This is a genomic window from Streptococcus mitis (assembly GCF_002096815.1).
Lineage (GTDB): Bacteria > Bacillota > Bacilli > Lactobacillales > Streptococcaceae > Streptococcus > Streptococcus mitis_AD.
The window spans coordinates 95,061-120,202 of sequence record NZ_NCVJ01000017.1 but is presented as its reverse complement, the minus strand read 5'-3'; the positions used below and the strand labels follow the sequence as shown (position 1 = coordinate 120,202).

Here is a 25,142-nt window from a genome sequence, read left to right as displayed (position 1 = left end):
TATCAATCCATCCTTCGGGGTGGATTTTTTCTTTTCATACTCTTCGAAAATCTCTTCAAACCACGTCAGCTTCCATCTGCAACCTCAAAGCAGTGCTTTGAGCAACCTGCGGCTAGCTTCCTAGTTTGCTTTTTGATTTTCATTGAGTATCAAATAACAATTCAGGATCAAAAATGGACAGTTGAGGAGCAGAGAAGATAAATTGGGGTTTACCACTGTATAATGGATTTATCACTAAAAGTCCTCCAGGTCATATTTTACATAGCAATAGTCTTTTAAAAATGGACAGAAATCATTGTAAAGGCTATTAAAAAGGAGTATAATGGGTGCAAGAAATTTCGGAGGTGAAAAATGCTAGAAGTAAGAAATCTAGAGAAAAGTTTTGGATCCAAGCAAGTTTTGTTTGGTATTGACTTTCAGGCGCGACCAGGTCGTATTTTGGGACTAGTCGGAAAAAACGGTGCTGGGAAGACAACGATTTTCCATAGTATTTTGAAGTTTTTAGAATATCAGGGAGAAATCAGTCTGGATGGTCAGGATATTCGTCAAGAGACCTATGCTCGAATTGGTTATCTACCTGAGGAACGCAGCCTGATGCCTAAATTGACAGTCCTTGAACAAGTTCGTTATTTGGCGACTCTAAAAGGTATGGATGCTAAGGAAATCAAGGAAAAACTCCCTCAATGGATGAAGAGATTGGAAGTAAAAGGAAAGCTGACAGATAAAATCAAGAGTCTGTCAAAAGGAAATCAGCAGAAGATTCAGCTCATTATTACTTTGATTCATGAGCCAGACTTGATTATCCTGGATGAACCTTTCAGTGGATTGGACCCAGTCAATACAGAATTGCTCAAACAAGTTATTTTTCAGGAAAAAGAGCGTGGAGCAACCATTATCTTTTCTGACCATGTCATGACTAACGTCGAGGAGCTTTGTGACGATATTCTGATGATTCGAGATGGCCGTGTGGTCTTGCATGGACCAGTCCAGGATGTCCGCAATCAATACGGAAAAACGCGTCTCTTTGTTTCAAGTGAACGAAGCAAGGAAGAATTGGAAAACCTTCCTCATGTCAAACAGGTGAGCTTGACCAAACAAGGCAGTTGGAAATTGATTTTGGAAGACGAAAGTGCTGGAAGGGAACTCTTCCCAATCTTGACTCAAGGGCAATATATCGCAACCTTTGACCAACAAGCGCCAACAATCGATGAAATCTTTAAACTAGAATCAGGGGTAGAAGTATGAGAAATATGTGGGTAGTTATTAAAGAAACTTATCTGCGACATGTCAAGTCCTGGAGTTTCTTCTTTATGGTGATTTCGCCCTTCCTCTTTTTAGGTTTGTCTGTAGGAATCGGCTATCTCCAAGGGTCGTCTATGGCTAAAAATAGCAAGGTGGCAGTGGTGACAACTGTACCATCTGTGGCAGAAGGGCTCAGGGATACCAATGGTATTAACTTTGACTATCAGGATGAAGTTAGTGCCCAAGCTGCTATCAAGGATGAAAAAATCAAGGGTTATCTAACTATTGATCAAGAGGATAGTGTCATCAAGGCGGTTTATCACGGTGAAACTTCTCTTGAGAGTGCTATTAAGCTAGGAGTAACGAGTAAGTTAAATGAGCTTCAAGCTCAACTCAATCGCTCGGCAGCTAATTTGTCCCAAGAGCAGGAAAAACGCCTGGCTCAAACTGTTGACTTTACTGAGAAGATTGACGAATCCAAGGAAAATAAAAAGCTGGTCCAAACCATTGCGGCTGCAGGGCTTGGTTTCTTCCTTTATATGATCTTGATCACTTATGCTAGTGTCACTGCTCAGGAAGTGGCTAGTGAAAAAGGAACCAAAATCATGGAAGTGGTCTTCTCTAGTATTCAAGCTAGTCATTATTTCTACGCTCGTATGATTGCCTTGTTACTTGTGATTTTGACTCATATCGGCATCTATGTCGTGGGTGGTGTCGCTGCCATTCTGCTATTTAAAGATTTGCCATTATTAGCCCAGTTTGGTATTTTGGACCATTTGGGAGAAGCCTTCACAGTCAATACCTTACTATTTGTCTTAGTGAGTCTCTTTATGTACGTAGTCTTGGCAGCCTTCTTAGGTTCTATGGTTTCTCGTCCTGAGGACGCAGGAAAAGCCTTGTCGCCTTTGATGATTTTGATTATGGGTGGTTTTTTTGGAGTGACAGCTCTAGGTGCAGCTGGTGACAATCTCCTCTTGAAGATTGGTTCTTATATTCCCTTTATTTCGACTTTCTTCATGCCATTTAGAGCTATTAATGGTTATGCAAATGGGCTAGAAGCTTGGATTTCTCTTGCCATCACGATTGCTTTTGCAGTAACTGCAACAGTCTTTATCGGACGTATGTATGCTAGTCTCGTTTTGCAGACAGATGATTTAGGGCCTTGGAAAAACTTTAAACGTGCCTTATCTTATAAATAGAAGAGCCTCGCGAAAGCGAGGTTTTCTAGAGAAAAAAGAGTGGAATTTAGAAAAATATTTTTCATATCTATTGACTTTTAGGGGTGAAATTTGGTATGATAGTAGGCGGTATTGTTTACCCCATTTGAAAGGCCCCGGAACCTTCCAAATACTTTTCGATGGGAAGGAACACCCATCACCGTAAACAAAAATCGAACTATATATAGGAGAAATCATGAACAAAACAACATTTATGGCTAAACCAGGCCAAGTTGAACGTAAATGGTACGTAGTTGACGCAACTGATGTACCACTTGGACGTCTTTCTGCAGTAGTTGCTAGCGTACTTCGCGGAAAAAACAAACCAACATTTACACCACACACTGATACAGGTGACTTTGTGATTGTTATCAATGCTGAAAAAGTTAAATTGACTGGTAAAAAAGCAACTGATAAAATCTACTACACTCACTCAAACCACCCAGGTGGATTGAAACAAATCTCTGCAGGTGAACTTCGTTCTAAAAACGCAGTACGTTTGATCGAGAAATCAGTTAAAGGTATGCTTCCACACAATACTCTTGGACGCGCTCAAGGTATGAAGTTGAAAGTATTTGTTGGAGCTGAGCACACTCACGCTGCACAACAACCAGAAGTTCTTGATATTTCAGGACTTATCTAAGGAAAGGAACAATAAAGTATGTCACAAGCACAATATGCAGGTACTGGACGTCGTAAAAACGCTGTTGCTCGCGTTCGCCTTGTTCCAGGAACTGGTAAAATCACTGTTAACAAAAAAGATGTTGAAGAGTACATCCCACACGCTGACCTTCGTCTTGTTATCAACCAACCATTCGCAGTTACTTCAACTGTAGGTTCATACGACGTTTTCGTTAACGTTGTAGGTGGTGGATACGCTGGTCAATCAGGAGCTATCCGTCACGGTATCGCTCGTGCCCTTCTTCAAGTAGACCCAGACTTCCGCGATTCATTGAAACGCGCAGGACTTCTTACACGTGACTCACGTAAAGTTGAACGTAAGAAACCAGGTCTTAAGAAAGCTCGTAAAGCATCACAATTCTCAAAACGTTAATCAATACGATTATATCAACGTTTCAAAGCACTCAAGAGTTTACCTCATGGGTGCTTTTTTAGCGATTTTTTAAAAAGTTCACCTCAAAATTTACCTTATTTTTACCTTATTGTTTCAGAGATTTTAAGGCGAACTCACCAACTGCCATAGGAACTACATTAGAAGTATTGACATAAATCTGAGTTGTTCCAGTGTCACTATGAGTCAGAGCTTCGGAAATGGCTTCTAAGCTCATTCCTGCTTGTTTCGCCAGTGTTGCTCCTGTATGACGTAGTTTGTGTGGCGTAGCGTGTGTAAGCTCTGGGTGTCGCTTTCTAATGCTTTTCATCTTATTATTGAGATAGTCAGAATGTAAGGGTTTATTAATATTCCCTCTGGTATCTATATAAGTGAAGATGAATTGTTCTGGATTACTGATGATACCAAACTTTGCCAATTCATATTTTTGTTGTTTTTTCCATAAAGTCAGAAGTTGAAGTAAGTCGCTAGAAATAGAAAAGATAGTTTTTTTATTTCCTTTAGTAGATTTTACTTGTCCGTATCTATCTAAAGCCTGAATTAACTGAATCTGAGATTTTGAAAAGTCGATATGTTTCCACTGGAGAGCATATGTTTCTGATTTTCTATCTCCAAGAAAAAAAGTGAGATAAAAAAGGACGTAATCTTTGAGTGATATTTTATCGTTCTCTAAATCTTCTTTAAAAGCTGAGAACCATTCTTGGAGTTGCTCATGAGTTAAATATAAATCTTCATCACGTTTTGATTCTGCAAGTTGAATTTTTCTGACAGCTTTAATTCGTCTTAAAGTTTTTGCAACTCTATTTGCTTCAATATACTCAAGTTCTTCCGCCCAATCAAAAATAGAAATAACGTAACTTCGTAAAGTTTTGAAGTTTGCATATTCGTTAGCTTTAGATGTCATTAGATTTAGGATAACTTGCTTATTTTGATTTAGAAACTGTATCGTATAGTTTCCGAGAAGTGGTAGTATATGTTTTTCAAAACAGGTTTTGGTATTAGCGATTGTTGACCTGCTTGGTGGTTTTGAAGTAGATGTAGTTTGTCCTGTTTTATAGGAGTCCCACCAGATATTGTTATAGAAGTCTGAGAAAAGAATATCTCCTTTCGATAGTCCTGTAAATTCATTATCTTCTATTTGATTTAACTTAGTAAGCAGGTCAATTTCTGCTTGTCGTGCCTCCTTTCTTGTTTTAAACCTTTTATCATAATAATTATTATTAACGATGCCAAGAGGCATTCGTGCTTCTATTGGTATATAGACTTTTAAGCGGTAAGTTCCGTTTTTTGTCTTACTGATAGTCATGATATTCTCCTTTATATCGAACCAGAAAATATCATGACCATTATAAAATAAAAATCTTGATTTTTCTAGTTGTTACCGTTTAGCCAGCAGTCAATAGAGTCTTTGTGGAATCGAATTGTTTTTCCAATTTTGATGGATGGAAGCCCCTTTTGAATCCATGAATCAAGAGTATTGTTGGAAATTCCCAAATAGTTGCAAGTCTGTTGTTTGTTCAAATAGGGACAACTTAAGGTATTTTTTTCTAATTGTTGTTTAATTTCTTTTTGAATAAGATTGGAGAGTAATAGTTGAATTTGATGAATTTGCTCATCTGGTAGGATTACTTGCATTTATTATCCTCCTTCTTATCTTGGTTCCTCATTGGATTGCATCGACGTGAATCCAAATACTTAGCAAAAAAGTAGGTGCGCTCAATGATAAGTCCAAGAAGTGGTGTGTGATTAGAACGTGCATACCAGACGAGTTCTTCAAACTCTGTGAAGTCATTCTGTTCAATAATATCCACAACTTCATGCATGAAATCATCTGAGTTATTTTCTACAAGAAATTTATCGAGATTAAAACCACATCCAACTTCAATATCATCTATATCATATTGAGTTTTCTCCTTATTTTCGGCATGAATGAAGTAGTCAAAAAGTCCTTTGGGTGATTGTACGATTTCTACATGAGCAGGGCCATTCAACTTGTCCTTGATTAGCTCAGAAACTTGTTTATAACTTTTGAGAGAATCAAAGAAGAAAGCCCCGTGTTTGTGAGATTTTTTCAGTTCCCCAGTTTGTCGGTTAACGTCTTTATCGTGCCAAGGACTCAGAATGAAGGGGATGTGTAGTTCTTCAAGAACTTCAAGGTAGTCAGCAGGGGCACTTTCTTTGTAAAAAAGAAATGTCCACTTGCTGGAGCGTTGTTCTTTTCCCATTTTGATATACCTTTCTGATTACTGATTACAGGATAATTGGGGGTCGTAGTAACCCCAATTATCTAGTATAATGCTAGAAGGGGCTATCTGGCTACTGCTTAACGCAAGCCATAGCCCCTTTTTGTCGTTTTTTACCAACTAACCATAGTTTATTACGAATCCGATTAGGTGCTGAAAAGTAGTAGTCAGGATGCTGACTTGAAACTTCTTCTTTCAGTTGAGAGGTCATGTCACCCAAAATTTTTTGTCCCTGCTGATCTTTAGGAACTTTGACAAAAACTGTTACATCGTCTTTTCGTATGTCTACGATACTCTTGTGTGCACAGCGATTAAAACTACTATTTATGGGATTGAAGGTAGTTATATTCTGATTGTCAATCGTGGTTATTTTTTCTGATTTTTCACGTTGCGTTAGAAACTGACGAAGTTTGAATGTAAAGTATACGGATTTAAAATAGTTTAATAGACTATCAAATCGAAATCGATTCAGAATTTCAAACATTACAGAAACAACTAGTGTAAGTAGAAGGAAGGACATTGCTGTATAAGAATACTTGCTTCCAAAATCTAAATAGCTATTGAACTGGGAAAGGTCGAAAAAACTAAGAGGATTTAGTTTAAACTGATTTGATAGAAAATCCAGAGACCATTCTATAAATCCTGCTAGAAATGAAACTAAAATTAGATTGATATTGAGGTTGAATGTCCTCATGAAGTAAGATTTTTTCACCATTAAAGAATTCCTTTCTTTGTGTAATATGTTGGGCATAGTAGTGGAAGAACCTGATAAGGATGTTCGTTATCAATCACTTGAATCAGACCTGTTCCATGACCAATAGGGATAACGATACCTTCTGGGTCGAGGTCGGGAAATAGAAATTGTGTCGTCTTCTTGTTAATGTTGCCAATCTGGATGAGGACATTAAGTTGTTCACGAACAGAAATGGGAATCGTAGTGTGGTCGAGTCTTTGTGAAATAAGTAATAAATGAATCCTTGTAGCACGTCCAAGAAGTGCGATAGAAGATAAGAGTGAGAAAAACGATTCTTTAATCGTCTTATTGACTCCCTCGGATAATGCAAGAACTTCATCAATCACAATTGTCATATGAGTGAACTCATGACGTGGATTCTCGTATAGGATTGCTTGACGTTTTTGAATCAGTTCTAGACATTGACTTAATTTCTCATTAATTTCTGATACAAAATCGGACTTAGACCGATTTTCAACGGGATGAATCACGGCAATTTGATGTTCACGAGCCCAACGACTAGGCGTATCAAATTTTGGGTCTACGATAATTAAATCAGATTGATTTTTGAGTACACTCAGTAGATAGGTAAGAGCATAAGATTTACCCGACCCACTATTTCCACAGATTGCAATGTGATTGACCTTATCAAGATTAAGCGTAAAATTTTCCATAATTGGAATTTGATTTTTGGGCAAACTTGTTGTATATCTATCAAGGTCAGGAATGACCAATCGTTTTGAAATTCCCACCTTCCACGGAAAGAAGAGTCCTCGCTGAACATGGATATCATCCGTTTTTAGAGGGACAAAGTATGTTGCATTTTGCTTCAATAAAGTATAATGTGGGTATAGGGATGCGTTAGCAATCAAGAAAATTTTATTATAGAGTTCATCATCTAAAATATAGGCACAGGGAAGCCGTGGGATGAAGATGAAACCGTTTTCTTGAATGGCAATGTTAAAACTGTTTGTATAACTTGTTTCGCCTTGCATCAAGGCTCCAAGAGCCATATTAAGGCTCTGGAGCAAGTATGATTGCAAGACGGCATCTGTTTTAGATACCATTATTTAACCTCCTTAATGCCATCAGCTTTAAAGTAAACGTTATAGTTCATCTCACATGCTTGTAGATTATCAAACTGTACCAATGCCATATAAGGTGGTAGCTCCACTTCAGCTTCGAATTTGACGGTGAAGGGCGGAAGTCCTTTTTGTGAGAACCAAGCTTTATAAGCGATAATTTCTCCTGTTGGTTGACCGTCTTCAAATTTAATTTGTGCTTCTAGTTCGGTACTTAAGCAGAGAATGCCCTGCTTGTTGTCAATATATTCATTGGCAGTATTGACTGAGTAGCCACGTTTGCGATTGCATGTTTTCATTAGATTTACCTCGTGTTTAATTATTTGTCTTAGCTAAGAACAATTTTAGTTTAACGTAATTTCATGAAGTAGACTGTCAGTTTTCCTGACAGTCTACTTTTAAATTTTTGGTATGAGACAGGCTAATTCGGATAACCAATAAGTTAATTTCTCAGCTATTTGATGCGAAGTTTCTTCCTCTGGGAAATCTGAAATAAAGCTTGATAAGGAGTCTAGAAAAATTTCTTTATTTTTTTCAATGATTTGCGCTACTTCTTTCTTTGAGACATTAGAAAATTTTTTTGCTATTAACTTTTTTAGAAAAGTATTTTCAAACGTAGGATCTATCAAAATTGTAGATATTATATTTTCAATTAGTAGTAGTTCGAATTCAATACTCGGGAAAAATAGTTCCCTTGGATTTTTATAATCTAAACTGGTTTGAAAAGCTAACGAAGCATTAAAACTAATATTTCTTTTTCCTTTGATTATTTGCCCAACAGTTGTTTCTGATAAAAGTTCAAGTTCTCCCTCAGGAGTTTCGTAACCTATTTGGTTTTGTAATATTTGTAATTCTTTAAGTCGTTTATGGATTGATTGTCCGAGTAGCTTACAATATAATTCCTCTATTACACTTTTATATGCCATTTTACTTCCTTTCCGTCCTTGGACGGAAGAGAAACACAGTCGTTTACCGAGCTAAGTATGAAAAAAACACACCAAAGAAACGGTGAAACATTTGACATAGCGAATACCTGAAGATGTAGCTATGTTCTGAGTTTCAATCCGTCCTTTGGTGCACCTTTGGACTTCATAATTTTCCATTGAAATATGGATAATTACATTATAAAGTGAAAAACGTGGTATAATTAAGGTAATTTTTATAAAATAACAACTAAAAAACACCACGTTTTAAAAAGGAAGAGTATGATTTTTAAAAGGACAAAGAAGTATTTTATTGATTGCGCTTCATTGAGGCTAGATTCTAAAATTAGAATTATAAATGAGGAACGTAAGTCAAGGGCTTCAACAGAATATTACTGGTATACAGGTCAAGAAAAGAAAGTAAATAAGAAATATAAAAAACTTACGAATAGAGAGATTTCTTCAAGCAATTCGCCGTTAATTAGTCTTATTAGAAGAGGGATGGTAACCTCAAAGAATCCATATCTTTATACTCCTAATACAATAGAAGATGTTTTGAATAATTGCAAGTTGGATGAATATGGCACAAAATTAGGTTTAGTTAGTAATGAAAAAAAGAAATATATAGCGCGTAATATAATGTTTAAATCTTATGATGAAATTTGCTTTGGTGATTATTCCGAACATTGGAAACTCACATCTTTCCTATCATCTATTATTATTTTAGATATTCTTTTTGAATCTTATGATGAAAATCTATGGAGAATAGTTTTAGGATATATGCCACTTAATATTGAATTTGAAAAAATAAGATTAGACGTTGTTGATGTTCAAAAAGTATATGGTATACTTTTTGAAGAGCATTATGAATTATTTATGACAGGGATTTTTCGGGCTACAGAAAAAGTTCTTAATGTTAGTACCTTATTTTGGAAATTTTATGAAGAATGTGTAAAAAATGAATCAAAAAACATTAATAAAATAGCATTTATTGATGTTTATCTGAACGAATTTTACAATGAAATTTTAAAGAAAAAAATAGATAAATTCATTAATGATGGCAGTTATTACGGTTATAAAGAAAAATATATTCATGAAAATAATACTTATCAAAGTTTAGAATCAATAATTTCAATTCAACAGGAGATGCGTTTGTACCAAGGTGATATGGAATCAGTTGAAATTAGAAAGAAATATGGAAATAAGGTATGGGATGATAATTTGCTAAATGTTCTAAATAAGGATAACATTGATGATGTTTTGGGTAAGTATACTGATGAATATTTAGATTATGAAGATATAGATGCCATATACGCGACATACATATTAGAACTGACAGAAAAATTACTTCATTTAATGAGTAGTTTCCAAAGTTTTAGAGAGGAAGATTCTCATTGGCAAGGTAATTATTTAGGTTATGTCAAAAAATACCAATATGGCAATGAGATCTTAAAATATATTCAAACAGGAGATAAAGAGCTCCTGAGACCCTTGATTTATGAAAGCTTACAAAGGGGAAACAATGGATTTGCAAGAGAAAGATATTTTATAAAAAGACATCCAGATAGCTATTTAGCTCGAGAAATAAGAAAAATTTATGAATAATTATGTCCAATATGTTTATAGAAAACAATAAAATTGCCTATTTAACTCTCTAGACAGAAACTAAACATATGTTTTAGGTTACCAATATAATAGTAATTACAGGATTTATTAGTATTAAAAATAATAATTATAATTATAATGTATTAAGAAATTAGATAAGTCTTTTAACTGGAAATAAATTGACGGCTAATTTAAGAAGTTGTATAATTCTAAGGAATTTAATCTATTCGAAGATAGATAGTTAGAAAGCTGTATTTCTTTCAATAGAAATAAAATTGAAATAAGACAAAACATGAAGAAACTAAAAGAAATTAAGATATCAAATTATAAGAATATAGGCCATCAAGTAGTTGGTTTTGACACAATAAGTAATTTTAATATTTTGGTTGGTCAAAATAATATTGGAAAATCTACACTCCTACAAGCTCTTGACATGTTGGTAAACAAAGAAGAGTCACAAGTGGGATTAACAAATCAAACTAAAATACAGTTTACATTTATTCCAACCGAAGACGATATAAGACGAGTATTTTCAGCAAATACATCTGGAGGATATATTGGAGGAAACTATTTTGAATTTGGAAGTCAGTTTATCGGAAAAAAGATAACATTTAATTACTCGCCTATTAATACTATAGGAGAGGAACAGATTCACTTGCTGAAGATTGAGAGTGCTTCAACTGAGCTGATGCAAAAATGTCAAAATGTTGAGCAATTTGTTGATTTAGGAACAAATTATTTATCCAAACTGCAATACCAAAAAATTATAAAATTGTCAGCTGACAGAAATCTTATACCTGAACCTCAGAGTAGTAATAAAATTGTCAAAGAGGATGGGCAAGGTGCAACCAATTTATTAAGACAATATTTGAATGTTGGAAGTCTTCCTAATGAGATAGTTGAGATAGAAATGTTGAATGCCCTTAATCTGATAATGCGACCTGAAAATCAATTTGAAAGAATTATGTGTCAAGAAATCGAGCCAACTGGACGTGATGTGACAACTTGGGAGATAATGCTTTTGAATGAAAATGGTAAGATACCAATATCTAGCTCAGGAAGCGGACTAAGGACGATACTATTAGTATTAATAAAGTTATTGTTAGAGGTCAGAGAAAGGGGGGTGAGAGTAAACGAGAGTAAGCCTGAGGTTGATGGATTTGTATTCGTTTTTGAAGAATTAGAAAACAATTTACACCCGACAATCCAAAGAAATCTTTTTGAATTTTTATATCAATGGTCTATTAAGAATAATACTCATATATTTTTAACAACGCACTCTAATGTTCCCTTGAATATGTTTAGTGGGAAACATAATGTGACGATTACTCATATAAAAAAAGAAACCGACGGAGTTGTAACGAATTCAGCGTTATCGTTTATAGAAAATGAAGATGTGTTAATGAATTTAGGAGTTAGAGCAAGTGATTTACTACAATCTAATGCTGTTATTTGGGTAGAAGGTCCATCGGATAGAATTTATTTGAATAAGTGGATTGAACTTTACTCTAAAGGCGAAATAAAAGAAAATCTACATTATCAGATTTTATTTTACGGCGGTCGATTACTTTCTCATTTAACCGGAAAAATAGGTGAGGAAAAAGAAATGATACAGCTTTTTAGAGCTAATAGACATTCAATTATTGTTATAGATAGTGATAAAACAGATTCTAAACAAAGAATTAATCGTTCAAAAGCTAGAATCAAGAACGAATTTAAAGAAAATAATTCTTTAGTTTGGGTGACGCAAGGGAAAGAGATAGAAAATTATTTATCACAAAGGTTAATAAAAGAAGTATATAGAGTAGATAAACAAATTGGGCAGTATGAAAAAATTGATGATTTTCTAAATGATGCCTCATCAAATAAAAAGTTAGGTACTTTTTATATACGAAATAAAGTAACAGAGTCAATTAAATTGGTGAAATATATGAATGAGTCTGATTTGAAAATTCTAGATTTAGAGGACCGTATAAAACAAATTGTTTATCGCATTAGATTGTGGAATGGTATGGATTAATGCGAGTCTAAATAGGTGTCATGCCAAGTGAATTGCTTTGGTCAAGGAAGAATCAATTTAAATGATTCACTTAAAATTGTTCAATATAACCAGAGTATGTGTATATAATGAAAGGTGTTACTATTGCTTTTGGATGCACGAAGAAGAAATTTATAAAAATAAGATGCAGATATTTTTGTTATCTGCATCTTATTTTGAACTTAATTAAACAATAAAGAATTAGTGAACTCGGTTGAAGTATAGAATGCAAATATAGCGAAAATCTATATAAGGTAAACTTTTGATATTCTGGTTCGATTTTTGCTTATTTTTGACGAAAGTTTACCTTATTTTGATGAAATTGATTGAAATTAGTTGAAATTTTACTTTTTGGAAACCCATGAAAACGTTGATTTTAAAGCACTTTGAAATTAGATGAAATAAGTGGTGCCCCAACCAGGTCTTAAGAAAGCTCGTAAAGCATCACAATTCTCAAAACGTTAATCAATACGATTACATCAACGTTTCAAAGCACTTTGCAAAGATTTTGCAAAGTGCTTTTTTGTCGATTTTTGAGCTCGAATAGCTTTGTGATAACCTTCTGATAACCTCTTCTAAATTTTAAAAATCATAATTCTATTTTGCTTTATTGAGATAATCTGCAAATTTGTCAATAGAGTTTTTCTCACCAGTTTTTGTGGTGTGAGTATAGACATCTAATGTCATCTGACTGCTTGCATGACCGAGACGTTTTGACGTATTAGAAGGATCGATTCCAATTTCAGACATAAGTGTTGCATGTGTATGTCTAAACCCATGTGGGCTAATTGGTTTTAATCTATGCTTTTTAATAATTCGATTTAGTACGTTATTAATGTAATCAGCATGCAAAGGTTCAATTTTGTCATTGCTTGATATGTAAGAGAACATATATTCGTTACTGATATTTAGTTTTGTAAGAGGCAACTGAGATTGTTCTTTCAGATAGAAATTTCTCCATTGCTTAATAATATCTATTGTCTCATCATCAAGATAGATTGTGCGAACTGAAGATTCATTCTTTGTGCTCTTTTCAATCGCTTTACCGTCAATTCTTCCTAGACTCTTGTCTATGTTTAAGAGATTGCTATCAAAGTCAATATCAGCCCATTTTAAAGCGTATAACTCCCCTTTTCGTAGTCCACTAAATGCAAGAAGTCTAAATAAAGCAAAATGTTTAAATGGCTCAGTTTCTTTCACTATATCAAGGAAATGATGCAATTCCTCTAGTGACCAAAAATTATCTGATTTTGTCTTTTTGATTTTAGGCATGATAACATTCTTCATTGGATTTCGATCAATGTAGTTCATATTGATTGCAAAATCAAAAATTTTTGAGGTATAGGATTTTATCTGTTTGATATTTTTGAAAGTCTGAGATTTTTGTGTGATAAAATTTTGACAGTCTAAAGGACTGATTTGGTCAATAAATTTATCTCCAAATATTGGTAGAATGTGTATTCGATAGATATTCTTAGTTTGGGATGAAGTTGTTTCTTCAACGGTACCAACATAGGCCTTAAACCATTCTTGATAAAGTTCTTTATAAGTGACTTTGGGGTTAGATTTGTCGGTATTTACTGTGGGGGCGACGACACCAGCTTCTAAACGAGCTTCGTACAATTTTGCCTCTTTTTTGGTTTTGAATCCTCTCTTTAAGTGCCTTTTTTTCTTTCCATAAGCATCTAAGCCAATGTAAAAGCTGACATAGTAAAGAATTCCTTTTTTTGTTTTGTATTTGTGTATAGACATTTCTTCTCCGTATCTAAGTTTTCGGAGCTTATGTAATTGAGAAATGAGTGTCTATCTATTTTTTCTATCTTCTTGTCGGATAGCGTATTCGTCTGTTTTAATCCAGCTCTGCCAAACTTTAGAGTCTTTATTTTGGTGATTCATATAGTCTATAAACTCAGACATAAAATGTTTATTTTTCTCAGCTAGGTATTCTGAAAAAAGGTGACGAAATTCATCTGAAAAACTATCATCAAGTGGCAGTGTTAATGACCTTTCACCAAATTCGATACTTTTCTTTAACTTCTCCATATCGCTTTTAAAAGGTGTTACAGAACCAATTTTAGATGTTTTGAAACTATCTGTAACAATTTTAAGATTTGATGGAGCGTGTGGGTTGCTATCAAGTCCCATAATGTAAGCGACGGAAACATTAAAGTATTTTGCTAATTTTTCCGCATTATCTTTTTTAGGTTTGCGGATTCCCTGATTGTATCCAGAAAGTGTAGGATAGGCTATATCTGTAGCTTCGCTAATTTCTGTCAATTTTTTTCCGCTCTCTTCTATTAGTTTAGTAATATGATTGCTCATGAGAACCTCCTTTTTATCATTATAACACATTTTATTCTTTTTGAATAAAAAAAGCTTGACAAAAATTCAAAAAGGATATATAATTCAAAATGAATAACAAATTAAATAGTTTCGGAGCTTATTTAATTTAGAAATGAGGTGTGAATTTATGTCAGAAACTACTTTAGTTGTCCAGCTTCCTAAAGAATTAGAGAAGCAATTACGTGCTCACTATGATGAGATGATTTCAAATGCTGTAGCAAGAGTATTTGAAGATAAAGAGCTTTATAAACCCATGGTTCGTATGTCAGGTCTGTCTAGGTGGTTAGATGTATCTACAACTACAATCCAAAAATGGACGAAAGAAGGAATGCCAACCATGGTGATTGATGGAGTGACTTTATACGATAAAAGAGCAGTAACAAGATGGTTGAAGCAATATGAAAGATAGGTACTCGTATGAATGGTGTTCAGTGGATCAAGATAACAACAGATATATTTGATGATGAAAAAATTCAACTAATAGAATCAATGCCAGAAGGAGATACGCTTATTGTAATATGGTTTAAAATTCTGGTGCTTGCAGGAAAGCAAAATAATAGTGGCATATTAAGTCTAGGGAACAAGGTTTATTACACAGAAGAGATGCTTTCAACAGTGTTTAGACGAAAGGCTACATCTGTAAAATTAGCTCTCAGTATGTTTGAAGAATTTGGCATGATAGAAATCATAGATGGCGCTATTACCATTCCAAAATGGGAGAAACATCAGAATATAGATGGACTAGAAAAGATTAGGAAACAAACTAGGGAACGTGTTGCTCGTCATAGACAAAAACAAAAAGCACTAATTACAGGCGAGCCACAACTCGTTTTAGACTGTAACGTTACAGTAACGGATGAAAATGATAATGTAACGCAAGAGATTAAGAACAAGAGTAAGAATAAGAAAGAGATTGAGAATATACTGGATAATAGTTCTAGAAAGCCTGAAACTTATATTCCACCCAAATATTATTCTTTGTTAGAATCCATTTCTTATAAGTACAATGATAGATTTTTGTATCCTAACAATTACACTTTAACACATGCTCAGAAGATGAAGATAGGCGAGTATTTGGCTAGTGGGTATGTAACTAGTGATGAAGTTATTAGCATGATTGAACGGATTCCTGAGGATGCGACTTCTCCTTTAGCGTATTTATTTAAGTCTATGGAGAATTTAAAGCAGGAACGTATGCTGGAGTGCAAAGCTATTGCCCATGAAAATGCCCGAAAGAAGTATATGATAAATGAGTAGATATAGGACTGTTCTAAAGAAATGTTATATCACTGAAGAGCAGAATGAAATAGTGAATAACTTGATTGAAATGACAAATCATCTAAATTTCTCTTCTTATGCTAGGAAAATGTTGTTTAAGAGTTCGCCTATTTATCTTCAATTTGATTTTGAATCTTATCATGACTTTATATTTCAAGTTAGAAGAATTATCAATAACTTACGTCAGTTAGAAAGAATAGCGGAACAAAGTGAAGATTTGGATAATGTAAGGATATTTCACTACTGCGTTGAGTTGATGATAGAATATGAAAAGAAGACAAGTAAACAAGTGAAAGAACTTGTAAAACGACTAAATAAGAAAACGAGGTGATAGGACCATGAGAATAAAATCTGTGTTGAAACAGGTGTTTTTGACGGAAGAAGAAAATAAAAAATTAAATGATTGTATGAGGAAGGAAAATATTCGTAATTTTTCTGAGTTTGCTAGACAAAAATTAATACGAACAGATTTGAACATCCAAAAAGTCTCTTTTGAAGGTTTAGTTCCTTTAACAGAAGAGTTGGAACAAGTCGGAAAGAATATCAATTCTATAGCCCGTCTTGCAACTGTAGTTGGGAGAATAAGCTATGAAAACAAAATGGATATGTCTATTTTGATGCAAAAAATAGTTGATGTGATGGAGGAAAAAGATGTTTATTTTCAAAAGTAATATGGATAAGGATTTTGATCAGATATGCGAATACATATTGAAATTAAAGCGTGCAGAATTATTTCTTCATGGAATTAAACAACAAGATAAGACGAAGGCTCGTTTGTATCATGCGATGCTAGAATACTATGATGCTAACCATAAAAAAGAAAGACATATGAGAATTTTAAAATAAGGAAACGCTGTAAAAAATTTTTGCAGCGTTTTTATATATCTTCTTAAAATATTTGTACACACAAATGACAGTCAAATTGATTTTTGGGATTATTTTATCGAGAAGGAAAGATTTCTCATAATATGACTTTGCGAGCTCAGAGTCTGTATACACACACTCCCAAAATCATCCTAAAATTTGTATACACAAAGTGTATGTACTTTTTGGGATGATTTGAATTTTGGGGAATCCCCAAACCCCTGATGAATTATACGAGCAAAAAAATTTGGGAGTAAGTTTTAGAAAGAACTATTCTAAAGTATTTAAAATCTGACTTTAAGTAAATTTTTTATTATGTGACTATTAGCCTGTCTCACTCCGCTAGGTGCGAGACAAAAAAATACCCGCTATGCGGGTGTGTACTGACCCCCAAAAGTTAGACAGAAAAAATCTAACTTTTGGGGTCAGTACAAAAGCGTTTTTATTGTATAAAGAATATCAAATAGTTTGAGGGTTTTACTTGTCGCTGTATTTCTTCACTATCCTTTTTGTAATACTCCTGCTTTGTTCCTGAAATATCTACAGTGAATACGTCATCCTTGAAGGTATAATTCTCTTTTCGGTTTATGATATTAGAGCCAGTCGGTTCGATTGTTGCACTGTCTTTATCAATTGTAAAGGTGTCGGCCTCTCCTTTGTTGCTATTTCCTTTGTTACCTGAAATGGTAAAGGCAACTTCATTTCTACTCTCGTTTATTCAACGGTATTCGCCATCTAAAGAATTGCTTGATTGGTTAGAGCATGCAATTAATAAAATTGTAGATAGAGACACTAAAAGTAATGTGATAAATCTTTTCATTTACATACTTTTTATTTCTATATTATATTAAAGAAACATTACATAAGTAAGACAGTAATTTTTTAGGTTGATCTCTTTCTTTCGGGAAAATCATTATGTTTCGGAAAGTCAAGATTTTGTTATTATTTATGATATACTGGTACTGTAATTATATCCTTACAGAGGTTAAGTAAGGGTTTCAGTACACGTCAATAGATGTCAAAATATTGATTTTAAGCGATTTTTGATTTTTGGAAACTCATTATATCGCACTACAAATCAATAAAAACTGTACCTTTTTTAGATAAATATATTATCTGGATATTGAAGTTAAGCCCTGCTGTCATTTCGATGGCAGGGCTTTTTAATATTTGGTACACTAACTTCTTATCTATATTTTGGTGGATTTTAAGTTGACATCTACAAAGTTTAATGTTAGAATACATTCAAAAATATATTTGAATGAGGTATTTTATGATTCAAAATGTTGTTACTTCAATAATCCTGTATTCTGGGACAGCCGTAGACTTACTTATTATCCTAATGTTATTTTTTGCCAAAAGAAAAAGAAGAAAAGACATCATTAACATCTATTTAGGACAATTTCTAGGCTCTGTTAGTCTAATATTGCTAAGTTTGCTTTTTGCATTTGTCTTAAATTATATTCCTAGTAAAGAGATTTTAGGTTTACTCGGTTTGATTCCAATTTTCCTAGGTCTCAAAGTTTTGCTTTTAGGAGATTCTGATGGAGAAGCTATTGCCAAAGAAGGTTTGCGCAAAGATAATAAAAACCTGATATTTCTAGTCGCTATGATTACTTTTGCAAGTTGTGGTGCTGACAATATTGGTGTCTTTGTTCCATATTTTACTACCTTAAATTTAGCAAATTTGATAGTAGCTTTATTTACCTTTCTAGTCATGATTTATCTCTTGGTTTTTTCTGCCCAAAAATTGGCACAAGTCTCTTCTGTTGGAGAAATTTTGGAAAAATATAGCAGATGGTTTATTGCCGTTGTTTATTTAGGATTGGGGATATATATCCTGATTGAAAATAACAGTTTTGACATACTATGGACTATATTAGGCTAGGAGAAAATATTATGAAAAAAGATAGTATCTGCCAAGTGAATGTTATAAATCAGCAAAATATTACAACCGCAACGAACTACCTTGAAAAGGAAAAAGTCCAAAAATCACTTCGCATTTTAACAAAATTTACCGATAATAAACAGATAAATATCATCTTCTATCTTCTTGCTGTTGAAGAACTCTGTGTCTGTGATATAGCCTGTTTACTAAATCTCAGTATGGCATCTACTTCCCACCATCTTCGTAAACTAGCCAATCAAAACATCTTGGGCACTAGAAGAGAGGGGAAAATTATATATTATTTTATAAAAGATGAGGAAATCAGGGATTTTTTTAATCAACTAGGATAACAACTATTTTTACTACTTTTCCATGATTCTAGGGAGCTACTCTATGAAATTTTTTGATGAAAATTACTCACAAGAAATAATATATAGAACTGTTTAAATATCTTCAGGATAGAAAAAGAAATTGTCCAGGCACGAAGAAACTGTATATTTGTTGCTAAACTGTACATCATCTTTATGATACAGTATTTCGTATTTCTCAACTACATAAGCTCCGAAAACTAAAATGTGATAACCCTTTGATAACCTCTCGATTTTCAAAAGGATTATATATGTAAATATTGAGGATTTATCTCTTAAAATTACTTGATTTTAGTGATAATTTACCATAAATATCATAATGTAGAAAAAACCAGGTCTTAAGAAAGCTCGTAAAGCATCATAATTTAGTAAACGTTAATTCGAAAGAATTACGATACTTACAGAGAACACCTTTCGGGGTGTTCTTTTTTATACTTTCTTACTAAATTGGTGCAATTGACACAGTTGTTGCGACTTTAGTCGCTTACAAATGTGGCTGCAACCTGACAAGGTCAGTTGCCTCAAAACGTTAATCAATACGATTATATCAACGTTTCAAAGCACTCAAGAGTTTATCTCGTGGGTGCTTTTTTTGTCTAAAAATCAAGAGTTTCCACAAAATTTCCACCATTGATTTTTAGGGCAGAAACATGAAATATTTTTAATACATATTTTTAAAAATTCTCGATGTTATTTTTAGTATATAAGTTATAATATCTTTTGCTGAATTTTTACTAACCTGATCGTCAAAATACAAAAATACCCTCAAAAAGTGAGATTAAAAGTCTCATTTTTTGAGAGTAATTGTTGATGTAAAATAAAATTTATTTGACATAAGAGAGCATAATAACTAAAAAGTATACTTTATTTTATTTCTCCATATAATTACAAACATTATTAATCTGTTCATGAAAATCTGTACCAAATTTTTCGTCAAAAAATGCACTTCCGACTGTGAAAGCCCAAGGATTTGCCTCAATGACTTCATCTAAACGTTCATAACTATCAACACTGCCAGCCAAACAAACGGGAGCCTCTATAGCTTGAACAAAAGCATTGTTTAGTTTGACAGGATCACCTGTATATCGGTACCCTAGCAAGTCAAATCCGTAAACTCCTTTTGCTAGATATTCCTTTGCCTCAGAAATCATGTCCTCGATAGAACCTTCTAGAATAGATGGGCGATTAGTAATTTGTCCAACAAATGGCATGTATTTCATGTTGTTTTCTTTGCAGAATTGATTGATTGAATCAAAGAAGACAGTTCCCATTAAAATATCACACCCACATTCTTTTGCAATTTTTGCACCGTGAAGTCCACTTTCTTCGTCATATTCAACAACTTCAAGAAAAGTAGTTTTGCCGCAAGATTTCATTCTGGAGAATAGAGACTTCATTTCAGAAATAGGAAGAGGTTTTTCCTTAAATCCCCAATACTGAGCTTTAGAGTTTTTACAGGATTCGAAAATTTCACTAGCATTTTCAACTGTGTGATCATTATGTGTCAGCATAACAATTAATTTAGGTGAGTTCATAAAAGTTCCTTTTGATGTTAATTCTAAGTTATTTTTCTTAAAAATAAAAGTACTTAGGTTACTGTCTAATCATTTCTTTAGGAATGAGTTTCGGATCGTACATGACTTTTGAATGATTTTTCAAAATAAGCTCTTTTTCCAAAGTTTGTTCAGTTATTCTATCAAGTTTTTCACGATAAATCATGGAGTTGCGATAGTAATAATTGCCTTCTTTTTTGAAATGATGATTTTCTTCAACTATCTGATAAGTGAACGGAAATTGTGATTCACTTCTTAACTCGCCGAAGAGAATCTCATTTTCAGTCCATGTTCTCAATTGAATAAGTTGGTCAGTATTATTTTTAAAACGATAGTCCTGATGATTATACTGTACAGAAGTTCCATTTGCAAATGGTTTCCTAGTACCTTTATCAGGGTCTAATGCATCAGAGTGAGAATGAAATTCTGTAATTTCCATAGGACTATGAACAATTAAAAGATGAAGCAAGTTAGCTAAATTACATAGCCCGCCGCCAATATCAGGTTCTACTTTACCATTAACAATAACTCGCCCTTCCTGGTATCCTTTTTTCTTAGTTGTATTACCAACTAAACTCCAAAAAGAAAATTCTTCTCCTGGATGAATGATAATGTTATTTAGATTTTTACTAGCAATCTGTATGTTAGTAGCTTTTCCTTTTTGAAGAGTAATATCAATGCCAGGACCACGTTTTATCAGTTGGGTAGAATATGATGAAACTAAGTTAGGTAATATCTTTTCTTGACGAATTTTAGAGAATTTTTTTCCTTGTTTAAAGTTCTGGATATGTCGTTTTAGATTTTCTTTTTTTAAAGAGATTTTATATGTTGTAGGACTAATTTCACAAAATAATAGATCCTTATTCCAAAAAACCATGTTGTTTCTCCTTTTTGATCACATCTAAATTTTTATTTTTTTGTCTCAAAAATGGGTAAGTATGAAGTATTAATTTTTCAACCCATCGTTTTTTACCAATTCCGCCTTCTTTAGGATCATATAAAAAATCAACTAAGATAGTGGAGATATTTGCACGACTAGCTCCGAGCACATCTGTAAAAAGTTGATCTCCAATCATAACTGTTTCAAATGGTTTTAGCTGCATCATGTCAAGAGCTTTTTTAAAGTTCTTAGGATTTGGTTTGTCAGAAAGAGGAATAAAAGGCACAGATAAGTGTTGATTAAATTCTGATATTCTTTCTTCGTCGTTGTTTGACAAAAGAAAAATTTGAAAACCAATGGCTTTGAGATTTTGAAATAGTTCAATAACTTGTTCTGTAGCGGGGGCGCCATGCATCACAAGAGTTTGATCGATATCAAAAATTAATCCTTTAAAACCAAGTTGATATAATCTTTGATAGGGGATATCAAAAACAGTTTTTGCTCGTGCTGCTGGCATGAATGGAAACATATTGTGTAAAGCCTTTCATTGAATATATAACAATAATTCTAGCACATATATAGAACAAGGTCAATACCACTATTAAGTGTGTAGCAGAAATAGATATTCCTAGTAGACATTTGTTCACTTTTTTTATATAATAAAACTAAACCATATTGGTTGAGTTTTAAAAATATGGATTCAAGCATCGATTAGTCTTTCTAAGGGAGATAATGTCCATTAAAGTATCATAATAGGAGGTGAAGTATGTATCAGCCAGAAAAACTCAAGGCTCGGAGGAAAGAGTTAAAACTGACACAGAAGGAAATTGCAGAGAAACTTGGGATTAGTTTTCAGGCTTACTCGGCTTGGGAACGTGGAGTCAAGGAACCATCTAAGGAGAAGGTGTTTCAGCTAGAGAATATTTTAAAAGTACCAAAAGGATATTTTACTCAGATCGAGATTGTCCGTCTCTACCATAGCCTCTCCAAGCAAGGGCAGGAGAAGGTTGTTCTCTATGCTCGCAACCTGGCTCAAGAAGAACAGGCTCAGAAAGTGGCTCCCATGCCAGAGCGCCTCTACGAGTACCGTGTTTATGAACGCATGTCAGCAGGGATTGGGGCTTCAGTCTACGATGATCAGAATTTTGATACGGTTTACTTTAATGAGGAGTTGGCTCATGATTTTGCGTCATGGGTGTCTGGGGACTCCATGGAACCTAAATATCAAAATGGTTCAGTAGCTCTGATTCGAGAGACAGGATTTGACTATGATGGGGCTGTTTATGCAGTGGTTTGCAACAACCAGACCTATATCAAACGAGTCTATAGGGAGGAAGATGGCCTGCGTCTGGTCTCTATCAATCCTAAATACAAGGATATTTTCATCTCCTATGAAGAAGATCCTCGGATTGTTGGCATTATCGTTGGGAATTTTGTGCCGATGGAGGGCTAGTCAATGGGCTACTTTGATTATTCCAGAGAGCCCAAAAGTGACATTGCTTTTGTCGATATGAAATCCTTTTATGCCAGTGTTGAGTGCGTGAAACGGGGCTTACATCCGCTGAAAACCTCGCTTTGTGTCATGAGTCGCGCGGATAATTCCACTGGTCTTATCCTAGCCTCCTCTCCCCTGTTTAAGAAGATTTTTGGCAAGTCAAATGTTGGTCGGGCCTATGATTTGCCTTTTGATATCAAAACGCGAAAATTTTCCTATTACAATGCTCGAAAGCAAGGGCTACCGACTGACTCGGACTATGTTCGCTACATCGAAGATTGGGCTCAAGTGACCTTGATTGTCCCTCCTCGAATGGACGAGTACATCGCAGTCAATATGGAAATCCAGCGAATCTTTCAAAACTATGGCAGTCCAGATGATATTTATCCTTACTCTATCGATGAGGGCTTTATTGACCTAACTAGTTCGCTCAACTATTTCATCCCAGCTAAGAGTCTCTCTCGCAAAGACAAGCTGGATCTGCTTTCTGCCCGTATTCAGAGGGATATTTGGAGGCAGACAGGGATTTACTCTACAGTAGGTATGTCCAATGCCAATCCCTTACTAGCCAAGTTGGCTCTGGATAATGAAGCCAAGCACACTCCGACCATGAGGGCCAACTGGTCTTACCAGGATGTGGAAGAGAAGGTCTGGGCAATCCCTAAGATGACGGATTTTTGGGGAATTGGCAGACGGATGGAGAAACGCTTGCATGCTCTGGGGATTTATTCCATCAAGGAATTGGCAACCAGCAATCCAGACCAGTTAAAGAAAGCTCTGGGTCAGGCTGGTCTGCGTTTGTGGTTTCATGCTAACGGGATTGATGAGAGCAATGTTCATAAGCCCTATAAAGCCAAATCCAAGGGCTTGGGGAATTCTCAAATCTTGCCGAGAGACTACGTGAAGCTACGTGATATTGAAATTATTCTCCGGGAAATGGCGGAGCAGGTGGCTATTAGATTGAGAAGGTCTGGCAAGAAAACAACCCTTGTCTCTATCTATGTCGGTTTCTCTAAACAGGAGGTCAGGTCGTCTATTCACACACAAATGAAGGTCGAACCGACCAATAATACAGCTGTCTTAACGGATTATGTTTTGAAGTTATTTCATAACAAATACACTTCAGGAGCAGTCAGAAGTGTTGGAATCAACTATTCAGGATTTGTGGATGAGTCCTTTGGTTTGATATCTCTCTTTGATGATGTTGACAAGTTAGAAAAAGAAGAAAGGCTCCAGACGGCCATTGACTCCATTCGGGAACAATTTGGTTTCACTTCCCTTTTAAGAGCAAATGCACTGGAAGAAGCCTCTAGGAGTCTTGCTAGAAGCAAGCTGATTGGGGGACATTCTGCTGGAGGATTAGATGGATTAAAATGATTGATCGTTCTTATTTACCTTTTCAATCTGCGCGAGATTATCAAGATCCAGGTATGCAGAAGTGGATGGGATTTTACCTTTCAGAACACACCAGTTCGCTCAGTGAAGAAAAAAGTCGTGTTGATTTTTCGACGGATTTGACTCCAGATGAGAAGTTTCACTTGCTTTCTCAGCTTTATGTTGGCCAACTTAGGGGAAATTTTGTGCTAAAGGAAAAGAAGCAGAAAATCACTATAATCGGTGTGGTGAGAGAGTTATCACATCAGACTCTATCTATTAGGACAAACGAGGGATATAGGTTGATAGATGTTGCAGATATCCTAGAAATTCGGCTGTGGGAGGAGGGAGTTTATGACTAGAAAAGAGCTGTATGAAAACAAACTGCAGATGGATTACTTTTCATATAACTATATTCGTTTTGAAGAGGATTTTCAAAAATACTCTGCCATGAACGTACCCTTGACTTTCTTGATTGATGACATCCTACGAACCATGGCGATGAATCAGAAAAACTACTTTGTTTTAAACAAGGGAAATGCCAAGGATGGGCGGGAGCATCGTTTTTATTTTAGGGTGGTAACGGAGAAAGAGTGTCCCAGAAATAGGATCTATGTATATGCCGGAGTTAAAATAGTGGCTAGTAGATTTGGTAGGAGATGAGCTCGTTCTCTGGTGTACACTATTGTAGTTATCTGCGGAGAGCTTGCAGCAGATTATTATGGTATTTCTGATTAAATCAGATAAGAGCTCCATCTTTTTGGATGATTGTGTACTTGATATCGTAGTTGAATTCGAAAATACTTATCCCAAATAATCATTCTGTTTTATAGATACTAAGATATCCATAGAAATTTATGGATATTTTTTGATTTATATATAGAAAAAGAGAAGACCGGCTGGCCTTCTCTTTGGGGGAGCTAGAATCATTGAAAAGAATTAAG

The 25,142-nt window shown here is 34.6% G+C and carries 29 protein-coding genes and 1 pseudogene; 16 read left to right on the top strand and 14 right to left on the bottom strand.

What is annotated here, in order from left to right:
* Nucleotides 1-351 precede the first annotated feature (351 nt).
* From B7696_RS02500 to rpsI, 4 genes are all read left to right on the top strand, one after another.
* Complete coding sequence (locus B7696_RS02500) at nucleotides 352-1,245, top strand: ABC transporter ATP-binding protein (RefSeq protein ID WP_084861959.1); 894 nt, start codon at nucleotides 352-354, stop codon at nucleotides 1,243-1,245.
* Entirely contained in the window at nucleotides 1,242-2,441 is a 1,200-nt protein-coding gene (locus tag B7696_RS02495) for an ABC transporter permease (RefSeq protein WP_084861957.1), read from the top strand. Before B7696_RS02500 ends, B7696_RS02495 begins: the two co-directional genes overlap by 4 nt.
* 214 nt (nucleotides 2,442-2,655) lie before the next feature.
* Complete coding sequence (rplM, locus tag B7696_RS02490) at nucleotides 2,656-3,102, top strand: 50S ribosomal protein L13 (protein ID WP_001044624.1); 447 nt, start codon at nucleotides 2,656-2,658, stop codon at nucleotides 3,100-3,102.
* Between the two features lie 18 nt (nucleotides 3,103-3,120).
* Nucleotides 3,121-3,513, top strand: a complete 393-nt coding sequence (rpsI, locus tag B7696_RS02485) for a 30S ribosomal protein S9 (protein ID WP_000075973.1) — start codon at nucleotides 3,121-3,123, stop codon at nucleotides 3,511-3,513.
* 106 nt (nucleotides 3,514-3,619) lie between these two features.
* On the opposite strand, the gene B7696_RS10400 is transcribed toward rpsI, so the two are convergent.
* The 7 genes from B7696_RS10400 to B7696_RS02450 form a co-directional block, all read right to left on the bottom strand.
* Entirely contained in the window at nucleotides 3,620-4,837 is a 1,218-nt protein-coding gene (locus B7696_RS10400; RefSeq protein WP_192856270.1) for a site-specific integrase, read from the bottom strand.
* Nucleotides 4,838-4,902: 65 nt separating this feature from the next.
* Nucleotides 4,903-5,166 carry a helix-turn-helix domain-containing protein gene (locus B7696_RS02475; protein WP_048765067.1) on the bottom strand — a complete coding sequence of 88 codons (264 nt, stop codon included), beginning with the start codon at nucleotides 5,164-5,166 and terminating at the stop codon, nucleotides 4,903-4,905.
* Nucleotides 5,157-5,756: a replication protein gene (locus B7696_RS02470; protein WP_048765065.1), complete on the bottom strand. Its 600-nt coding sequence runs from the start codon at nucleotides 5,754-5,756 to the stop codon at nucleotides 5,157-5,159. Before B7696_RS02470 ends, B7696_RS02475 begins: the two co-directional genes overlap by 10 nt.
* A gap of 91 nt (nucleotides 5,757-5,847) precedes the next feature.
* Nucleotides 5,848-6,489 (bottom strand): hypothetical protein, encoded by a 642-nt coding sequence (locus B7696_RS02465; protein WP_084861955.1) that lies wholly within the window; start codon nucleotides 6,487-6,489, stop codon nucleotides 5,848-5,850.
* Entirely contained in the window at nucleotides 6,489-7,574 is a 1,086-nt protein-coding gene (locus B7696_RS02460; RefSeq protein WP_048765060.1) for an AAA family ATPase, read from the bottom strand. Before B7696_RS02460 ends, B7696_RS02465 begins: the two co-directional genes overlap by 1 nt.
* Nucleotides 7,574-7,888 (bottom strand): hypothetical protein, encoded by a 315-nt coding sequence (locus B7696_RS02455; protein ID WP_048765057.1) that lies wholly within the window; start codon nucleotides 7,886-7,888, stop codon nucleotides 7,574-7,576. Before B7696_RS02455 ends, B7696_RS02460 begins: the two co-directional genes overlap by 1 nt.
* A gap of 99 nt (nucleotides 7,889-7,987) precedes the next feature.
* Nucleotides 7,988-8,515: a hypothetical protein gene (locus tag B7696_RS02450; RefSeq protein ID WP_048765055.1), complete on the bottom strand. Its 528-nt coding sequence runs from the start codon at nucleotides 8,513-8,515 to the stop codon at nucleotides 7,988-7,990.
* 279 nt (nucleotides 8,516-8,794) lie between these two features.
* Between B7696_RS02450 and B7696_RS02445 the strand changes: the two genes are divergently transcribed.
* Together B7696_RS02445 and B7696_RS02440 are read left to right on the top strand one after the other, a co-directional pair.
* Nucleotides 8,795-10,117: a hypothetical protein gene (locus B7696_RS02445; protein WP_048765052.1), complete on the top strand. Its 1,323-nt coding sequence runs from the start codon at nucleotides 8,795-8,797 to the stop codon at nucleotides 10,115-10,117.
* A gap of 292 nt (nucleotides 10,118-10,409) precedes the next feature.
* Nucleotides 10,410-12,137: an ATP-dependent nuclease gene (locus B7696_RS02440; RefSeq protein ID WP_084861954.1), complete on the top strand. Its 1,728-nt coding sequence runs from the start codon at nucleotides 10,410-10,412 to the stop codon at nucleotides 12,135-12,137.
* A 615-nt stretch (nucleotides 12,138-12,752) separates the two neighbouring features.
* On the opposite strand, the gene B7696_RS02435 is transcribed toward B7696_RS02440, so the two are convergent.
* Both B7696_RS02435 and B7696_RS02430 read right to left on the bottom strand, forming a co-directional pair.
* On the bottom strand, nucleotides 12,753-13,907 hold the full coding sequence (locus tag B7696_RS02435; protein WP_084861952.1) for a tyrosine-type recombinase/integrase: 1,155 nt from the start codon (nucleotides 13,905-13,907) through the stop codon (nucleotides 12,753-12,755).
* 51 nt (nucleotides 13,908-13,958) lie between these two features.
* Nucleotides 13,959-14,477 (bottom strand): helix-turn-helix domain-containing protein, encoded by a 519-nt coding sequence (locus B7696_RS02430; RefSeq protein WP_084861951.1) that lies wholly within the window; start codon nucleotides 14,475-14,477, stop codon nucleotides 13,959-13,961.
* A 148-nt stretch (nucleotides 14,478-14,625) separates the two neighbouring features.
* On the opposite strand from B7696_RS02430, the gene B7696_RS02425 reads away from it, so the two are divergent.
* The 4 genes from B7696_RS02425 (at nucleotide 14,626) to B7696_RS02405 (ending at nucleotide 16,622) form a co-directional block, all read left to right on the top strand.
* Nucleotides 14,626-14,907, top strand: coding sequence for a hypothetical protein (locus tag B7696_RS02425; protein ID WP_000005472.1), 282 nt, complete (start codon nucleotides 14,626-14,628; stop codon nucleotides 14,905-14,907).
* Between the two features lie 8 nt (nucleotides 14,908-14,915).
* Nucleotides 14,916-15,755 carry a phage replisome organizer N-terminal domain-containing protein gene (locus B7696_RS02420; protein WP_001014727.1) on the top strand — a complete coding sequence of 280 codons (840 nt, stop codon included), beginning with the start codon at nucleotides 14,916-14,918 and terminating at the stop codon, nucleotides 15,753-15,755.
* A gap of 359 nt (nucleotides 15,756-16,114) precedes the next feature.
* Nucleotides 16,115-16,447, top strand: coding sequence for a hypothetical protein (locus B7696_RS02410; RefSeq protein WP_001220782.1), 333 nt, complete (start codon nucleotides 16,115-16,117; stop codon nucleotides 16,445-16,447).
* Nucleotides 16,428-16,622, top strand: a complete 195-nt coding sequence (locus B7696_RS02405; protein WP_000469564.1) for a hypothetical protein — start codon at nucleotides 16,428-16,430, stop codon at nucleotides 16,620-16,622. The genes B7696_RS02410 and B7696_RS02405 overlap by 20 nt, the downstream gene beginning before the upstream one ends.
* A gap of 460 nt (nucleotides 16,623-17,082) precedes the next feature.
* On the opposite strand, the pseudogene B7696_RS10695 reads toward B7696_RS02405, so the two are convergent.
* Both B7696_RS10695 and B7696_RS10505 read right to left on the bottom strand, forming a co-directional pair.
* Nucleotides 17,083-17,460, bottom strand: a pseudogene (locus B7696_RS10695) (hypothetical protein).
* 251 nt (nucleotides 17,461-17,711) lie between these two features.
* On the bottom strand, nucleotides 17,712-17,885 hold the full coding sequence (locus tag B7696_RS10505; RefSeq protein WP_071788300.1) for a FanG protein: 174 nt from the start codon (nucleotides 17,883-17,885) through the stop codon (nucleotides 17,712-17,714).
* A 28-nt stretch (nucleotides 17,886-17,913) separates the two neighbouring features.
* Between B7696_RS10505 and B7696_RS02390 the strand changes: the two genes are divergently transcribed.
* Nucleotides 17,914-18,528, top strand: coding sequence for a CadD family cadmium resistance transporter (locus tag B7696_RS02390; protein WP_084861949.1), 615 nt, complete (start codon nucleotides 17,914-17,916; stop codon nucleotides 18,526-18,528).
* A gap of 11 nt (nucleotides 18,529-18,539) precedes the next feature.
* Nucleotides 18,540-18,878: a Cd(II)/Zn(II)-sensing metalloregulatory transcriptional regulator CadX gene (gene cadX, locus B7696_RS02385; RefSeq protein WP_000711088.1), complete on the top strand. Its 339-nt coding sequence runs from the start codon at nucleotides 18,540-18,542 to the stop codon at nucleotides 18,876-18,878.
* An 887-nt stretch (nucleotides 18,879-19,765) separates the two neighbouring features.
* On the opposite strand, the gene B7696_RS02380 is transcribed toward cadX, so the two are convergent.
* Genes B7696_RS02380 through B7696_RS02370 form a run of 3 tightly spaced genes read right to left on the bottom strand, consistent with a single transcriptional unit; the run spans nucleotide 19,766 to nucleotide 21,858 of the window.
* Complete coding sequence (locus B7696_RS02380) at nucleotides 19,766-20,431, bottom strand: beta/alpha barrel domain-containing protein (protein WP_084861947.1); 666 nt, start codon at nucleotides 20,429-20,431, stop codon at nucleotides 19,766-19,768.
* 58 nt (nucleotides 20,432-20,489) lie between these two features.
* Nucleotides 20,490-21,326: a VanW family protein gene (locus B7696_RS02375; RefSeq protein ID WP_084861945.1), complete on the bottom strand. Its 837-nt coding sequence runs from the start codon at nucleotides 21,324-21,326 to the stop codon at nucleotides 20,490-20,492.
* The gene (locus tag B7696_RS02370) at nucleotides 21,310-21,858 is read right to left on the bottom strand and encodes a YqeG family HAD IIIA-type phosphatase (RefSeq protein WP_049509859.1); all 549 of its coding nucleotides are present in this window, start codon (nucleotides 21,856-21,858) and stop codon (nucleotides 21,310-21,312) included. The genes B7696_RS02375 and B7696_RS02370 overlap by 17 nt, the downstream gene beginning before the upstream one ends.
* Nucleotides 21,859-22,095: 237 nt before the next feature.
* Here B7696_RS02370 and B7696_RS02365 point away from each other — a divergent pair, with 237 nt between their 5' ends.
* From B7696_RS02365 to B7696_RS02350, 4 genes are read left to right on the top strand one after another with little or no spacing between them, the layout of a single operon-like run.
* Nucleotides 22,096-22,782 carry an XRE family transcriptional regulator gene (locus B7696_RS02365; RefSeq protein ID WP_084861943.1) on the top strand — a complete coding sequence of 229 codons (687 nt, stop codon included), beginning with the start codon at nucleotides 22,096-22,098 and terminating at the stop codon, nucleotides 22,780-22,782.
* A 3-nt stretch (nucleotides 22,783-22,785) separates the two neighbouring features.
* Complete coding sequence (locus tag B7696_RS02360) at nucleotides 22,786-24,201, top strand: Y-family DNA polymerase (RefSeq protein WP_049509856.1); 1,416 nt, start codon at nucleotides 22,786-22,788, stop codon at nucleotides 24,199-24,201.
* Nucleotides 24,198-24,560 carry a hypothetical protein gene (locus tag B7696_RS02355; RefSeq protein ID WP_084861942.1) on the top strand — a complete coding sequence of 121 codons (363 nt, stop codon included), beginning with the start codon at nucleotides 24,198-24,200 and terminating at the stop codon, nucleotides 24,558-24,560. Before B7696_RS02360 ends, B7696_RS02355 begins: the two co-directional genes overlap by 4 nt.
* Complete coding sequence (locus B7696_RS02350; protein ID WP_049492896.1) at nucleotides 24,553-24,861, top strand: DUF5960 family protein; 309 nt, start codon at nucleotides 24,553-24,555, stop codon at nucleotides 24,859-24,861. The genes B7696_RS02355 and B7696_RS02350 overlap by 8 nt, the downstream gene beginning before the upstream one ends.
* Nucleotides 24,862-25,142 lie beyond the last annotated feature (281 nt).

Excerpts from the sequence above, each read along its gene's own strand:
- B7696_RS02365 (WP_084861943.1), top strand. The coding sequence starts at position 22,096 with ATGTATCAGCCAGAAAAACTCAAGGCTCGGAGGAAAGAGTTAAAACTG.
- rplM (WP_001044624.1), top strand. The coding sequence starts at position 2,656 with ATGAACAAAACAACATTTATGGCTAAACCAGGCCAAGTTGAACGTAAA.
- cadX (WP_000711088.1), top strand. The coding sequence starts at position 18,540 with ATGAAAAAAGATAGTATCTGCCAAGTGAATGTTATAAATCAGCAAAAT.
- B7696_RS02370 (WP_049509859.1), bottom strand. The coding sequence starts at position 21,858 with ATGTTTCCATTCATGCCAGCAGCACGAGCAAAAACTGTTTTTGATATC.
- B7696_RS02460 (WP_048765060.1), bottom strand. The coding sequence starts at position 7,574 with ATGGTATCTAAAACAGATGCCGTCTTGCAATCATACTTGCTCCAGAGC.
- B7696_RS02405 (WP_000469564.1), top strand. The coding sequence starts at position 16,428 with ATGTTTATTTTCAAAAGTAATATGGATAAGGATTTTGATCAGATATGC.
- B7696_RS02465 (WP_084861955.1), bottom strand. The coding sequence starts at position 6,489 with ATGGTGAAAAAATCTTACTTCATGAGGACATTCAACCTCAATATCAAT.
- B7696_RS02380 (WP_084861947.1), bottom strand. The coding sequence starts at position 20,431 with ATGAACTCACCTAAATTAATTGTTATGCTGACACATAATGATCACACA.
- B7696_RS10400 (WP_192856270.1), bottom strand. The coding sequence starts at position 4,837 with ATGACTATCAGTAAGACAAAAAACGGAACTTACCGCTTAAAAGTCTAT.
- B7696_RS02450 (WP_048765055.1), bottom strand. The coding sequence starts at position 8,515 with ATGGCATATAAAAGTGTAATAGAGGAATTATATTGTAAGCTACTCGGA.
- B7696_RS02435 (WP_084861952.1), bottom strand. The coding sequence starts at position 13,907 with ATGTCTATACACAAATACAAAACAAAAAAAGGAATTCTTTACTATGTC.
- B7696_RS02355 (WP_084861942.1), top strand. The coding sequence starts at position 24,198 with ATGATTGATCGTTCTTATTTACCTTTTCAATCTGCGCGAGATTATCAA.
- B7696_RS02360 (WP_049509856.1), top strand. The coding sequence starts at position 22,786 with ATGGGCTACTTTGATTATTCCAGAGAGCCCAAAAGTGACATTGCTTTT.
- B7696_RS02425 (WP_000005472.1), top strand. The coding sequence starts at position 14,626 with ATGTCAGAAACTACTTTAGTTGTCCAGCTTCCTAAAGAATTAGAGAAG.
- B7696_RS02470 (WP_048765065.1), bottom strand. The coding sequence starts at position 5,756 with ATGGGAAAAGAACAACGCTCCAGCAAGTGGACATTTCTTTTTTACAAA.
- B7696_RS02390 (WP_084861949.1), top strand. The coding sequence starts at position 17,914 with ATGATTCAAAATGTTGTTACTTCAATAATCCTGTATTCTGGGACAGCC.
- B7696_RS02410 (WP_001220782.1), top strand. The coding sequence starts at position 16,115 with ATGAGAATAAAATCTGTGTTGAAACAGGTGTTTTTGACGGAAGAAGAA.
- B7696_RS02475 (WP_048765067.1), bottom strand. The coding sequence starts at position 5,166 with ATGCAAGTAATCCTACCAGATGAGCAAATTCATCAAATTCAACTATTA.
- B7696_RS02440 (WP_084861954.1), top strand. The coding sequence starts at position 10,410 with ATGAAGAAACTAAAAGAAATTAAGATATCAAATTATAAGAATATAGGC.
- B7696_RS02420 (WP_001014727.1), top strand. The coding sequence starts at position 14,916 with ATGAATGGTGTTCAGTGGATCAAGATAACAACAGATATATTTGATGAT.
- B7696_RS02350 (WP_049492896.1), top strand. The coding sequence starts at position 24,553 with ATGACTAGAAAAGAGCTGTATGAAAACAAACTGCAGATGGATTACTTT.
- B7696_RS02375 (WP_084861945.1), bottom strand. The coding sequence starts at position 21,326 with ATGGTTTTTTGGAATAAGGATCTATTATTTTGTGAAATTAGTCCTACA.
- B7696_RS10505 (WP_071788300.1), bottom strand. The coding sequence starts at position 17,885 with ATGTATTCTAACATTAAACTTTGTAGATGTCAACTTAAAATCCACCAA.
- B7696_RS02430 (WP_084861951.1), bottom strand. The coding sequence starts at position 14,477 with ATGAGCAATCATATTACTAAACTAATAGAAGAGAGCGGAAAAAAATTG.
- B7696_RS02495 (WP_084861957.1), top strand. The coding sequence starts at position 1,242 with ATGAGAAATATGTGGGTAGTTATTAAAGAAACTTATCTGCGACATGTC.
- rpsI (WP_000075973.1), top strand. The coding sequence starts at position 3,121 with ATGTCACAAGCACAATATGCAGGTACTGGACGTCGTAAAAACGCTGTT.
- B7696_RS02500 (WP_084861959.1), top strand. The coding sequence starts at position 352 with ATGCTAGAAGTAAGAAATCTAGAGAAAAGTTTTGGATCCAAGCAAGTT.
- B7696_RS02445 (WP_048765052.1), top strand. The coding sequence starts at position 8,795 with ATGATTTTTAAAAGGACAAAGAAGTATTTTATTGATTGCGCTTCATTG.
- B7696_RS02455 (WP_048765057.1), bottom strand. The coding sequence starts at position 7,888 with ATGAAAACATGCAATCGCAAACGTGGCTACTCAGTCAATACTGCCAAT.